This window comes from Nocardioides sp., assembly GCF_034670285.1.
Classification (GTDB): Bacteria; Actinomycetota; Actinomycetes; order Propionibacteriales; family Nocardioidaceae; genus Nocardioides.
On record NZ_JAXMNS010000051.1, the window covers coordinates 1 to 12,659 of the forward strand.

Here is a 12,659-nt window from a genome sequence, read left to right on the forward strand (position 1 = left end):
GTCGTCGGCGCGAGCCAGCGCGAGGGCGTTGCAGACCTGGTCGCCGGTGTAGAGGGAGGCTGCGAGCGGCTGGCCGGCGGCCTCGACGATGCCGGCCGGGAGGGCCTCGGTCTCCGCGCGGGCGCCTGCGTCGACGGCGGCCAGGATCCCGGTGCCGGTGTCGCTGGCGAAGATCATCGAGTTCTCGGGGTCGAGCGCGATCAGCAGCAGCTCGGGAGTCACCTGGGCCGTGATCTCGTCCTGCCCGGGGTCGGAGACCCAGTAGCCGTCGGGGCCGGCCGGTTCGGCGTAGCCCTCGTTGCGCAGCGCAGCAGCGACGGCGTCGAAGTCGACTCCCGGACCGGCTCGCATCGCCAGCGACGCGACCCCGGGGCCCTGGTTGAAGAGCTCCCAGTCGAGCGTGGCGGGGGAGAAGCCGAGTCGGTCCTGCATCACCACGGCCGAGGAACCCAGCGCCGAGGACGGCGTCAGGTCGGCGTCGAAGCCGCGGTCGAGGAGGTCCTGCACGGCCGGCCCCGGCGACGACGCCGTGAGCTCGAGCCCGACCTGGCGTCGTACGCCGGCCCAGTCGGTCCACGAGAACCGCTGGGTGTCCGCGGGAGCCAGGCGCAGGGCGCCGGCCAGCGTGGTGCGGTCGACGTCGTCCTCGCGGCTCTCGAGCAGGACGACGACAGCGGCCGCGACGACGGCCAGTGCGATCACGGCGCCGGCGATCGTCATCAGACGTTTACTCGTCACGTCGGTGCGGGGCTCCTCGATCGATGGATGTGATGTGAGACTAGTCCCCGTGACCGCGTCCACCGCCACGGATGCGCCGGGCTCCCCGGCCGCCGACGTCCTCGCTGCTGGGGTCGTGGTGTCCCGCCCCGGCCGTCAGGTGCTGCTCGTGCACCGGCCGAAGTACGACGACTGGTCCTTCCCCAAGGGCAAGCTCGACCCCGGGGAGCACCGCACGGTGGCAGCGGTGCGCGAGGTCGCGGAGGAGACCGGGCTGCACGTGCGCCTGGCCTCGCCTCTCGCCTCCCAGCGCTACCCGCTGTCGTCCGCAGGGAAGGGCCGCTGCAAGACGGTCTTCTACTGGACCGGGCGAGTGGTGGGTGACGACGACGTCAGTTGCTACCGGCCCAACGACGAGATCGACGCCGTGGAGTGGGTGCCCGCCGACGAGGCGGTCGAGCGCCTGACCTACCCCCACGATCGCGAGACGCTCGTCGAGGCTCTCGGCTGCCGCAAGAAGTCGCAGGCAGTGGTGGTGCTGCGACATGCCAAGTCTCGCTCGCGCAAGGCCTGGCGCCGCGACGACCGCGAGCGTCCGCTGCTCGACCTCGGTCGGGCGCAGGCCGAGCGACTGGTGCCGGTGCTGGCGGCGTACGGCGTCACGCGGGTGCTGTCGTCAACGAGCACGCGGTGCCTGCAGACGGTCGAGCCCTTCGCCGACACGACCGGCTGGGAGCTGGAGTCGACCGCGAGCCTGTCGGAGGAGGGTGCTGACGCAGCGCTGCTGGACCAGATCGCCGAGGGCGTGCGCGCCGACGGGCGCCCCACGGTGCTGTGCACCCACCGTCCCGTGCTGCCGCTGCTGTGCGACGCGCTCGACGTCGACGACCCGGGTCTCGAGGTCTCGGACCTGCTGGTGCTCCAGGTGCGCCGCGGGCGAGTCGTCTCCCACGAGCACCTTTCCGTGTGACGACTGCCACCTCCCACGCCTGATCAGACCTGCTGCACAGGTGCTGTTCATCCTGCGTTAACCACGTCCGAGGTGCCTGGTCACCTGGCCGCTCGAACGTTCCTCTTGTGAACCTCACCAGAGTCAACAAGGAGAACAACGTGAAGCGCAGCGCGATTCGTACCGCTCTCGTCCCCGGCGTGGCTGTTCTGGGCCTCGCGCTCACCGCGTGCGGCGGCGGTGCGGCCGGCGGCGCTTCCGGCAACGTCTCGGTCGACGGCAGCTCGACGGTCTTCCCGATGAGCGACGCTGCGGCCGAGCTCCTCAAGGAGGAGAACCCCAACCTCCAGGTCCCCGTGGGTGCTTCCGGCACCGGCGGTGGCTTCGAGAAGTTCTGCGTCGGCAGCACCGACATCTCCAACGCCTCGCGTCCCATCTCCGAGGAGGAGATCGCGGTGTGCGAGGAGAACGGCGTCGAGTTCGTCGAGCTCCAGGTCGCCACCGACGCGCTGACCATGGTCGTCAACCCCGACCTCGGTGTCGACTGCCTGACCGTCGACCAGGTCAAGGCGCTGTGGGGCCCCGACGCGAAGGCCACCAACTGGACCGAGATCGACCCGAGCTTCCCCGACGAGGACATCTCGCTCTTCGGCCCCGGCACCGACTCCGGCACCTACGACTACATGGCCAACGACGTCGTCGAGTCCGAGACCGAGAACACCCGCACCGACTACGAGGCCTCCGAGGACGACAACGTGCTCGTGCAGGGCGTCGCCAACACCCCCGGCGCCACGTCGTACTTCGGCTTCACCTACTACGAGGAGAACGCCGACTCGCTGAAGGCCCTGTCGATCGACGACGGCAACGGCTGCGTCGCGCCCTCGGCCGAGACCGCCCAGGCCGGCGAGTACACCCCCCTCGCCCGTCCGCTGTTCATCTACGTCAACGCCGCCGAGTACGCCGAGAACGCAGCCGTCGCGACCTACGTCGACTTCTACATCGAGAACCTCGAGACGATCGCCGAGATCGGTCAGTTCATCCCGTTGAGCGAGGACCTCTACGCTGAGACGCAGTCCGAGCTCGAAGCGCTCGCCGCAGGCTGATCCCAAGAGAAAGTTTCTCTTCATGAGTAGTTCGTCAACGGTGGCAGGCCCGTCCGACAGGGCGGGTCTGCCCCTTGACCTCGGGCGCCGATCGCGCCCGGGGGAGCAGGTCATCAAGGTCGTGCTCGTGGCGTCGGCGATGCTGTCGGTGTTGATCACCTTCGGCATCCTGGTGGCACTGATCGGCCCGGTCATCGACTTCTTCGCCGAGGTCCCCTTCGGCGACTTCTTCGCCATCGAGGGCAAGTACGCCGTGCTCCCGCTGGTGATGGCCACCTTCGTGGTGACCGTGATCGCTCTCCTCGTCGCAGTGCCGCTCGGGCTCGGTGCCGCGATGTACCTCTCCGAGTACGCCTCGCCGCGGGCTCGCAAGTACCTCAAGCCCACGGTCGAGCTGCTCGCCGGTGTGCCGTCGGTCGTCTACGGGTTCTTCGCCCTGAGCTTCGTCACCCCGACGCTGCTGCAGAAGATCCTCAACGTCGAGGTCGGCTTCACCAACGCCCTGGCTGCCGGGCTCGTGCTCGGCGTCATGGTCATCCCGACGATCGCCTCGCTCGCCGAGGACGCGCTGTCCGCCGTCCCGATGTCGATGCGCCAGGGCTCGTTGGCGATGGGCGCCAACCGGATGCAGACGACGTTGCGCGTGGTCTTCCCCGCGGCGCTCTCGGGCATCGCGGCCGCCATCGTGCTCGGCCTCTCGCGCGCCATCGGCGAGACCATGATCGTGGCGCTCGCGGCCGGTGCGCAGAAGAACTTCTCGCTCGACCCGCGTGAGGGCATGCAGACCATGACGGGCTTCATCGCCCAGACCGCCGGCGGCGAGAACCCGGTCGGGTCGACGTCGTACAACACGCTCTTCGCGGTCGGCATGCTGCTGTTCGTGATCACGTTCGTCATCAACATCATCAGCATCGCGCTGGTCCGCCGCTACCGACAGGCCTACTGATGAGTGTCGCCACCAAGTCAGCTCGCGAGACCGTCGAGGTCATCTCCAAGTCCGGTCGCGACCGCGACCGCAACCTCACCTCGATGCTCTTCCTCATCGGGCTGTGGTTCTCGCTGTTCTTCGGCGTCATGGTGCTGGTCGTCCTGATCGTCGACACCGCGATCTCCGGCGCCTCGCGCTTCGACGGCGACCTGATCACCGGCTACGGCTCCCGGGTCAGCCCCGAGACCACCGGCTTCCGCGCCGGCATCCTCGGCTCGGTCTGGCTGATGGCCTTCACCGCGCTCTTCGCCGTACCGCTCGGCATCGCCGCGGCGATCTATTTCGAGGAGTTCTCCGACCAGACCAAGTGGTACAACCGGGTCCTCGAGGTCAACCTGCAGAACCTCGCCGCCGTGCCCTCCATCGTCTACGGCCTCCTGGCCGTCGCGGTGATGGCGCTGATGGGCTTCCAGCAGACCGGTGTCGTGCTCGGTGGTGCGATCGCGCTGGCGCTGCTGATCCTGCCGGTCATCATCATCACCACCCGCGAAGCCCTGCGCGCCGTGCCCGCCGAGATCCGCCAGGGCTCCCTGGCCCTGGGCGCCACGATGTGGCAGACCACCTGGCGCCAGACGCTGCCCTCGGCGATCCCGGGCATCTCGACCGGCACCATCCTCGGCCTGTCGCGCGCCATCGGTGAAGCTGCGCCGCTGGTGGTCGTCGGGATCGCGGGCTCGGTGCGCTTCGACCCCACCGGGCTGGCGTCGCAGATCACCGCGCTGCCGATCCAGATCTACACCCTGACCTCGGAGTCGCGTGAGGCTTACCAGACGGCTGCCTCCGCTGCGATCATCGTCCTGCTGGTGATGATCTTGAGCCTCAACGGGCTGGCCATCTACATCCGCAACAAGTTCCAGCGATCCTGGTAGGAATCTGATGACAACTTATCCCGCGACTGCGAGCACGAAGAAGGGCGATCACGCGATGCCCCAGGCCACCCCGAACGCGAGCGAGAACGGTCGCAGCGACCTGCCCGACGTCCCGCCGAACCCGGTGATGGAGGTCGAGAACCTCAACGTCTACTACAACGCGTTCCACGCGGTGCACGACGTCAACCTGCGTTTCGGCAAGAACGAGATCACGGCCCTCATCGGACCCTCGGGCTGTGGCAAGTCGACCGTGCTGCGCTGCCTCAACCGGATGAACGACCTCGTCTCCGGCGCGCGCGTCGAGGGCCGGGTCAACTACCACGGCCAGAACATCTACGACCGCGGCGTCGACGCGATCGCGGTGCGCACCAACATCGGCATGGTCTTCCAGAAGCCGAACCCGTTCCCGAAGTCGATCTACGACAACATCGCCTACGGCCCGCGGGTCACCGGCATGAAGGTCGACAACATGGACGACCTGGTCGAGGAGGCGCTCACCGGCGCCGCCCTGTGGGACGAGGTCAAGGACAAGCTCAAGCAGTCGGCCTACGGGCTCTCGGGCGGCCAGCAGCAGCGCCTCTGCATCGCGCGCACGATCGCGACGCGCCCCGAGGTCATCCTGATGGACGAGCCCTGCTCGGCCCTCGACCCGATCGCCACGGCCCGCGTGGAGGACCTGATGGTCTCGCTGCGCGACGACTACACGATCATCATCGTCACCCACAACATGCAGCAGGCGGCCCGTGTCTCGGACCGGACGGCGTTCTTCACCGCCCGCCCCGACGAGACCACCGGCGACCGCACCGGCCTGCTCGTGGAGTTCGACCGCACCGCCAGCATCTTCTCCCACCCCGCCGACCAGCGCACCGAGGACTACATCTCCGGTCGCTTCGGCTGACCCGCCTGCGATAGTCCCTTACGAAGTGGCCCCTCCGGAGCACCGGGAGGGGCCACTTCGTCGTTTCTGAGGGCGCCTGTGGATGACGCCCGCGCCGTCGGCCGTGCAGGGGCGACCATCTCCGCATGTTCGCGACACCTGACGAGGGTCGCCTGCCGGGTGGCCTGGTGCTACCGGTGCGGTGCGCCCCGACCGATCCCACCGGCCCGACCCGCAAGGAGGCGCGGGGGCCGCGCTGGCGTCGTACGAGTCATGGTTACTACGTGCCGGCGTCGACTCCGACCGACGACGTTCGGCAGCGCATCGTCGAGGCGTCGGTGCTGGTGAAGCCAGGGAGCGCGATCAATGGCTGGGCCGCACTGTGCTGGCTGGGCGGTCGATGGTTCGACGGGTCGACCGCGAGGCTGTCGGCCCGCCCGGTGTCCATCGTGACGAGCACGCACGACATCCGCCGCCAGCCGGGCATCGCTCCGAGTGCGGAGGGATTCGACCCACGCATGGTGCTCTGGGTTGATGGCCTCCCGGTCGCCGACCCGCGTTACGCGACGTCGTTCGAGATGCGCTACGCCGTGAGTGACCTGGACGCCGTGAAGGTGCTCGACGCGGCCGCCTACTCCGACCTGGTCTCGATCGCGGAGATGGCTGCGTTCCTCGAGACGCAGTACGGCTGGACCGGCGTGCCACGGGCCCGGCGCGCAGTGCCCCGGGCTGACGAGAACTGCTGGTCGCTCATGGAGGTCGAGCTGCGCGACGTCTGGACGGAGAACGCCGGACTGCGTCGGCCGCTCTGCAACCAGCCGATCTTCGACGTCCGCACGGGCGCGCACATCGGGACGCCGGACGTCTTCGACCCGGTGGCCGGTGTGGCGGGGGAGTACGACGGCGACCTGCACCTGGTGCGTTCGCAGCGCGACCGCGACCTGCGACGCGAGGGTGTCTTCCGGGCGCACAACCTCGAGGTCGTCACGATGACGGCGTCGGACCGACGCGATCCGTGGGCGTTCGTCGGGCGTCTCCACACGGCGTACCGGCATGCGGAGCGGCATCCCGTCGAGGACCGGACCTGGACCATCGAGCAACCGCACTGGTGGACCGACGCCTCCACCGTGGCCGCCCGACGTGCGATGACCGCCGACCAGCGCCGCCGCTTCCTGGCGCACCGGGTGGCGTGAGCCGCCGACTCGAGATAGTCCCTTACGAAGTGGCCCCTGATCGGCGCCGAGAGGGGCCACTTCGTAAGGGACTATCTCGGGCGAGGGCCGGCCAGAGGCCTCAGGTCGGGACGACGACCTTGAGCACGCCGTACGACGCCGCGGCGGCGAGGCCGGCCATCGGGAAGGTCAGCACCCAGGCCGCGACGATCCGACGCGCGACCAGCCACCGCACCGCGCTGACGCGCTTGCTCGCCCCGGCGCCCATGACGGCGGAGGTGATGGTGTGGGTCGTCGAGATCGGGGCCTCGAAGACGTACGCCGTCGTGTAGAGCACCGAGGCGGCCACCGACTCGGCGGCGAACCCGCGCGGCGGGTCGAGGTCGATGATGCGCCGACCCAGGGTGCGCATGATGCGCCAGCCGCCCGAGTAGGTGCCCGCCGAGATCGCCGTGGCCGCGGCGACGATGACCCAGAGCGGCAGGCCGTCGTCTGCGGCGACGTAGCCGCCGGCGAGCAGTGCCAGGAAGATGACACCCATCGTCTTCTGGGCGTCCTGGAGTCCGTGGCCCAGTGCCATGGCCGCGGCCGAGATGGTCTGCGCGAGGCGGAAGCCGCTGTTGGCCTTGCCGGGGTTGACCCGGCGGAACAGCCACATGATCGCGATCATCACCCCGAAGCCGAGGGTGAAGGCCACGAGCGGCGAGAGCACCATGGGGATGACGACCTTGTTGATCACCACGTCCCACCGGGCTGTGGCGCCGGCGGCGAGGGCTGCGCCCACGAGGCCACCGATCAGGGCGTGGGAGGACGACGAGGGCAGGCCGAAGTACCAGGTGATGAGGTTCCAGGCGATCGCGCCCAGGAGGCCGGCCATCACAACGAGCAGGGCTGCGTTGCCGACCCCTGGATCGATGGTCTCCGAGACGGTCTGGGCCACCTTCTGACCGAGGAACGCCCCGACGAAGTTCATCACCGCAGCCATCGCCAGGGCGATGCGCGGGGTCAGGGCCTGGGTCGAGATCGAGGTCGCGATTGCGTTGGCCGCGTCGTGGAAACCGTTGGTGTAGTCGAAGACGAGCGCGACGACGATGACGGCGATGACGATCGCCAGGGTGAGGGACACCCTCAGCTCTCCTTGAGCGCGATCTGCTCCACGATGTTGGCCACTCGCTCGAAGCCGTCGACGGCTTCCTCGAGTGACTCGACGATGTCCTTGAGCTTGAGGACCTCGAGCGTGGGGATGGAGCCGGTGAAGAGCGCGGCCAGGCTGCGGCGGTGGTTGCGGTCACCGACGTTCTCGAGACGGTTGATCTCGATCCAGAAGTCGTCGAGCGACTTCATCGTGCGCAGGCGCGGCATCGCGGCGACGGTGAGGTCGGCGCAGCGCTGGAGCACCTCGACCTGGAGCGACAGGTCGGCCGGCAGCTCGGCGACCTTGTAGAGCAGGACCAGGTCGACGACCTCGTCCATGGAGTCCATGACGTCGTCGAGCGCCGAGGCGAGCGCGTAGATGTCCTCGCGGTCGAAGGGCGTGACGAAGGTGGTGTTGACTCGGCGGATCAGGCTGTGGGCCGTCTCGTCGGCATCGTGCTCGGCGGCCCGCATGCGGGCGGCGACGTCCTCGGGGTCGGAGGAGTCCGAGAGCATCTCGGCCAGCAGCGACGAGCCGATGACAAGGTGCTGAGCGGCCTCGGTGAAGAGGTCGAAGAAGACCGAGTCGAGGGGGCGGATCCTGAAGCGCACGGTCGATCCTTTGAGTGGGTTCGCTTGGGGGACGCCTCATGCTAGGGCTACGGGACGCCGCCGCAAGCGTCAGGACGTCGTGCGACGTCGGCGCTGGCCCTCGATGAGCAGCTCCTGGAGGTGCACGGATCCGCCGTTGTTGACCCAGGTGCCGTCGCTGTGGAGCTCCCAGGCCCGGGTGTCGGCGTCGAAGGCGGTGTCGAGCAGCGAGCCGATCGACGCGATGCTCTCCTCGTGGGGCAGGCGCACGAGCACCTCGACGCGACGGTCGAGGTTGCGGTGCATCATGTCGGCCGAGCCGATCCAAGCCGTGGGCTCGCCGCCGTTGGCGAACCACGAGATCCGGCTGTGCTCGAGGAAGCGCCCGAGGATGGAGCGCACCGAGATGTTCTCCGACAGCCCGGGGACGCCGGGGCGCAGCGCGCAGATGCCGCGCACGAGCAGCTCGACCTTCACGCCCTCCTGCGAGGCGAGGTAGAGGGCGTCGATGATGCCCTCGTCGACGACCGAGTTGGCCTTGAGCCGGATGCCGGAGATGCGACCGGCGGCGTGGTGGGCTATCTCGGCGTGGATCTGCTCCACGAGCCCGGAGCGCACCGAGTCGGGGGCCACGAGCAGGTGCTCGTAGGAGGCGTTGCGCGACCAGCCGCTGAGGTTGTTGAAGAGGTGGGCGACGTCCTCGCCGATGGCGTCGTCGGTGGTGATGAGGCCGAGGTCCTCATAACTGCGCGCGGTCTTGGAGTTGTAGTTGCCGGTGCCGATGTGGGTGTAGCGACGGATCCCGCCGTGCTGGTCACCCTCGTCGCGCACCACCATCGCGAGCTTGCAGTGCGTCTTGAGGCCGACGATGCCGTAGACCACGTGGCAGCCGGCGCGCTCGAGCTTGCGGGCCCAGCGGATGTTGGCCTCCTCGTCGAAGCGCGCCTTGATCTCGACGATCACCAGCACCTGCTTGCCGGCGTCGGCGGCGTCGACGAGGGCGTCGATCAGGGCGCTGTCGCCCGACGTGCGGTAGAGCGTCTGCTTGATGGCGAGCACGTGCGGGTCGGCGGCGGCCTGCTCGATGAAGCGCTGCACCGAGGTGGCGAACGAGTCGTAGGGGTGGTGCAGCAGGACGTCGTGGCGGCGCGCTGCCTTGAAGACGTCGACGGGCGCGGACGACTCCACCTCCGCGAGACGGTGGTGGGTCGTCGGGACGAAGGCCGGGCTCCTGAGCTCTTCGCGGTTGAGGTCGGCGATGCCGTGCAGGCCGCGCAGGTCCAGCGGTCCGGGGAGTCGGAAGACCTCGTCCACGGTGATGTCGAGCTCGGACACGAGCAGCTCGAGCACGGAGTCGGAGATCGACTCCTCGACCTCGAGGCGCACCGGCGGGCCGAAGCGGCGGCGCAGGAGCTCCTTCTCGAGGGCGGCGAGCAGGTTCTCGGCGTCGTCCTCCTCGACCTCGAGGTCTTCGTTGCGGGTGACGCGGAAGGTGTGGGCCTCCAGCACCTCCATGCCGGGGAAGAGTCGCTTGAGGTGGGCGCCGATGACGTCCTCGAGCGGCACGAACCGGGCCCCACGGCCGGGCTTGCCCGCCGAGTCGAGCGGCACGAAGCGGTCGAAGGTCTGGGGCACCTTCACCCGCGCGAAGTGCTGCTTGTCGCTGTGCGGGTTGCGGATGACGACCGCGAGGTTGAGCGAGAGCCCCGAGATGTAGGGGAACGGGTGGGCCGGGTCGACGGCCAGCGGCGTGAGAACCGGGAAGATCCGGTCGCGGAAGAGCCGCTTGCAGGCCTTCTGCTCCTCGCGGTCGAGGTCGTCCCAGCGCACGAGCTCGATGTCCTGCTCGACGAGCGCCGGCACGATCTGCTCGCGGAACAGCAAGGCCTGGCGCTGGCTGAGCTCGCGGGTCGTCGTCCAGATCTGCTCGAGCACCTCGCGTGGCATCAGCCCGGACGCCGCGCGGACGGCGAGCCCGGCGGCGATGCGTCGCTTGAGACCGGCGACGCGGACCATGAAGAACTCGTCGAGGTTGCTGGTGAAGATCGCGAGGAAGCGGGCGCGCTCGAGCAGCGGCTGCGACTTGTCCTCGGCGAGCTCGAGGACGCGCTGGTTGAAGCGCAGCCACGAGAGCTCACGGTCGAGGAAGCGGTTGGCGAACCCTTCTACGCCGGCGACGAGCTCGGGGTCGGGCTGGTAGATCGCGTCGACCTCGTAGGCCTCGTCGGGCACCCCGGTCGCCGACTCGCCTGAGGAACCGGGTCGGGCGTGGTCGGGGACGATCTCCAAGGGCATGGGGTCCACTCTGTCATCGACGGATGAACAGCAGGAGAACCGAGCGATAGGTTGCTGCTGTGAGCCTCTCCGACAGCATCGAAGCCCTGGCCCTGCGCATCACGATGGGGTTGCCCGAAGGGGTGCAGCGACGCCTCGGCGGCACCCCGATCGTCCTCGACGGCCAGACCCTCGCTGCTGAGACGCAGCTGATGCTGCGTCTCAAGCAGGTCGCCAAGCTGCCTTCGGCCGAAGAACTGCCGATTCCTGAGGGTCGCGAGGTCATCGCGCACGAGTCGAAGATGGCCGGTGGGGCCCAGCCGATCGGAGCGGTGCGCGACCTGCCCGTCGGCGACCTCCCGGCGCGGCTCTACGTGCCCACGACGGCGGCGCCGGAGCCCGGTCCGCTGCTGGTCTTCTTCCACGGCGGCGGCTTCATGTATGGCGACCTCGACTCGCACGACGCGACGTGCCGGGTGCTGGCCGAGCGGGCCGGCGTGCGCGTGCTGGCGATCGACTACCGGTTGGCCCCCGAGCACCCCTTCCCGGCCGCCCACGACGATGCCCTGACGGCGTACCGCTGGGTGGTGAAGCACGCAGCCTCGATCGGTGCCGATCCGCAGCGCCTCGCGGTCGGCGGTGACTCCGCCGGTGGCAACCTCGCCGCGGCGACGGCCATCGCGGCCGCGCAGGAGGGGCTGCCGCTCGCCTTCCAGCTGCTCGTCTACCCCTCGGTCAACGTGGAGCGCGCGACGCGCAGCCTCGAGCTGTTCTCGCAGGGGTTCTACCTCACCGCGGGGTTCATGGACCTCGCCACCGACAGCTACACCCCTGACCTCGCCGACCGCGACGACATCCGGGTCTCGCCGCTGCTGCACGACGTGCCGGCAGGGCTCGCGCCGGCCTACGTGTGCACGGCCGGCTTCGACCCGCTGCGCGACGAGGGCGAGGCCTACGCCCGCGCGCTCGAGGACGCCGGGGTCTCGGTCGTGATGCACCGCTTCCCCGACCTGATCCACGGGTTCTTCAACATCGTCGGAGTCGGACGTCGCTCGCGCGCCGCCGTCCTCGACATCGCCGACGCCCTCAAGACCGGCCTCGACAGAGGCTGAGCAGCCCGCGACCGGCAGTCCCTTGGTCATCGAGTAGCCGGGGTGCGAGCGAAGCGAGCGACCGGCGTATCGAGATGCCGCGACCGACGCGCCGACCGTTACCCCTTCGGCCGGTACCGGTCCAGCTGCGCCATGAACGCGTCCGGATCGACCATCTTCGCGTCGACGTCCACCGGCGCGAGACCGCGGCGGTAGAACCGCACGCGCCAGTTGTCGTCACCGGGCCGACCGGTGACGTCGAACTTGAGCGACGCACTGGTGAGGTCAAAGCTGAGCGAGGCGTCCCCGCGCCGGATGAGCACGACACCCCGGTCGACCCACACCTCGACCGGCACGATCCGGGTCAGCCAGGCCGCTCGCGCAAGGCCGCCGGAAGCGAGCAGGGTGCCGATGCTGAACAGGCTGAGGAAGCCGTTGTTGGCCAGTGACAGCAGGGCGACGAGGAAGACGACGAGGGCTGTTGCGGCCAGCGCGATGGGCAGCACGAGCCGGTCGCTGCCGTCGACCGAGCGGATGAGTCCGTCGGGGGTCTCGGTGCTGTGGTCGAAGAGCGGGAGTCGGTCGTCGTGGGCGCCGTTCGAGGCGGCCCGGACGGCGTCCTGCTGGTCGCGGTCGGCGAGTCGGGCGCGGGCCTGACCGAGCTCTTCGGCGAGGTCCTCGGCGATTTGCTCGGCCTCGTCGAGTCGACGGCGCAGGTCGTCGCGCTCGGCGCGGACCGCGTCGATCCCCGCCGTCTCGACGGGGTCCACCGGGCTCGCCGGGTCCGCGCCCCCGGGATGGTCGCCCGACGCGCTCACAGGTCCGGCCGCCACTGGCGCAGCGCGTCGGTGAAGACGATCGGGTCGACCGAGCTGGTGTCGACCTCCACGGGCG

Annotated in this window: 12 protein-coding genes; 7 read left to right on the plus strand and 5 right to left on the minus strand. The window is 69.3% G+C overall.

Annotated elements, in window-relative coordinates; translation table 11 throughout:
- A partial coding sequence (locus VOI19_RS04140; RefSeq protein ID WP_323791689.1) for a hypothetical protein occupies positions 1-738 on the minus strand: 738 nt, incomplete at its 3' end.
- 49 nt (positions 739-787) lie between these two features.
- Here VOI19_RS04140 and VOI19_RS04145 point away from each other — a divergent pair.
- The 6 genes from VOI19_RS04145 (at position 788) to VOI19_RS04170 (ending at position 6,696) form a co-directional block, all read left to right on the plus strand.
- Entirely contained in the window at positions 788-1,687 is a 900-nt protein-coding gene (locus tag VOI19_RS04145) for an NUDIX hydrolase (RefSeq protein ID WP_323791690.1), read from the plus strand.
- A gap of 107 nt (positions 1,688-1,794) precedes the next feature.
- Positions 1,795-2,769: a PstS family phosphate ABC transporter substrate-binding protein gene (locus VOI19_RS04150; protein ID WP_323791691.1), complete on the plus strand. Its 975-nt coding sequence runs from the start codon at positions 1,795-1,797 to the stop codon at positions 2,767-2,769.
- Positions 2,770-2,791: 22 nt separating this feature from the next.
- On the plus strand, positions 2,792-3,715 hold the full coding sequence (gene pstC, locus VOI19_RS04155) for a phosphate ABC transporter permease subunit PstC (RefSeq protein WP_323791692.1): 924 nt from the start codon (positions 2,792-2,794) through the stop codon (positions 3,713-3,715).
- Positions 3,715-4,626: a phosphate ABC transporter permease PstA gene (pstA, locus tag VOI19_RS04160; RefSeq protein ID WP_323791693.1), complete on the plus strand. Its 912-nt coding sequence runs from the start codon at positions 3,715-3,717 to the stop codon at positions 4,624-4,626. The genes pstC and pstA overlap by 1 nt, the downstream gene beginning before the upstream one ends.
- 127 nt (positions 4,627-4,753) lie before the next feature.
- Positions 4,754-5,524: a phosphate ABC transporter ATP-binding protein PstB gene (gene pstB, locus VOI19_RS04165; RefSeq protein WP_323791700.1), complete on the plus strand. Its 771-nt coding sequence runs from the start codon at positions 4,754-4,756 to the stop codon at positions 5,522-5,524.
- Between the two features lie 125 nt (positions 5,525-5,649).
- Complete coding sequence (locus VOI19_RS04170) at positions 5,650-6,696, plus strand: hypothetical protein (protein WP_323791694.1); 1,047 nt, start codon at positions 5,650-5,652, stop codon at positions 6,694-6,696.
- A gap of 100 nt (positions 6,697-6,796) precedes the next feature.
- On the opposite strand, the gene VOI19_RS04175 is transcribed toward VOI19_RS04170, so the two are convergent.
- The 3 genes from VOI19_RS04175 to VOI19_RS04185 all read right to left on the minus strand — a co-directional run bounded on the left by VOI19_RS04175 (position 6,797) and on the right by VOI19_RS04185 (position 10,695).
- Complete coding sequence (locus VOI19_RS04175; protein WP_323791695.1) at positions 6,797-7,801, minus strand: inorganic phosphate transporter; 1,005 nt, start codon at positions 7,799-7,801, stop codon at positions 6,797-6,799.
- 2 nt (positions 7,802-7,803) lie between these two features.
- On the minus strand, positions 7,804-8,421 hold the full coding sequence (locus VOI19_RS04180) for a DUF47 domain-containing protein (RefSeq protein WP_323791696.1): 618 nt from the start codon (positions 8,419-8,421) through the stop codon (positions 7,804-7,806).
- Between the two features lie 69 nt (positions 8,422-8,490).
- Positions 8,491-10,695, minus strand: a complete 2,205-nt coding sequence (locus tag VOI19_RS04185) for an RNA degradosome polyphosphate kinase (protein WP_323791697.1) — start codon at positions 10,693-10,695, stop codon at positions 8,491-8,493.
- A 59-nt stretch (positions 10,696-10,754) separates the two neighbouring features.
- On the opposite strand from VOI19_RS04185, the gene VOI19_RS04190 reads away from it, so the two are divergent.
- A complete protein-coding gene (locus VOI19_RS04190) occupies positions 10,755-11,786 on the plus strand; it encodes an alpha/beta hydrolase (RefSeq protein WP_323791698.1) in 1,032 nt (343 codons plus the stop codon).
- A gap of 98 nt (positions 11,787-11,884) precedes the next feature.
- Here VOI19_RS04190 and VOI19_RS04195 read toward each other — a convergent pair.
- Positions 11,885-12,659, minus strand: a 775-nt coding sequence (locus VOI19_RS04195; RefSeq protein WP_323791699.1) for a hypothetical protein, incomplete at its 5' end; no start/stop codon positions are given.

Excerpts from the sequence above, each read along its gene's own strand:
- VOI19_RS04170 (WP_323791694.1), top strand. The coding sequence starts at position 5,650 with ATGTTCGCGACACCTGACGAGGGTCGCCTGCCGGGTGGCCTGGTGCTA.
- pstC (WP_323791692.1), top strand. The coding sequence starts at position 2,792 with ATGAGTAGTTCGTCAACGGTGGCAGGCCCGTCCGACAGGGCGGGTCTG.
- pstB (WP_323791700.1), top strand. The coding sequence starts at position 4,754 with ATGGAGGTCGAGAACCTCAACGTCTACTACAACGCGTTCCACGCGGTG.
- pstA (WP_323791693.1), top strand. The coding sequence starts at position 3,715 with ATGAGTGTCGCCACCAAGTCAGCTCGCGAGACCGTCGAGGTCATCTCC.
- VOI19_RS04185 (WP_323791697.1), bottom strand. The coding sequence starts at position 10,695 with ATGCCCTTGGAGATCGTCCCCGACCACGCCCGACCCGGTTCCTCAGGC.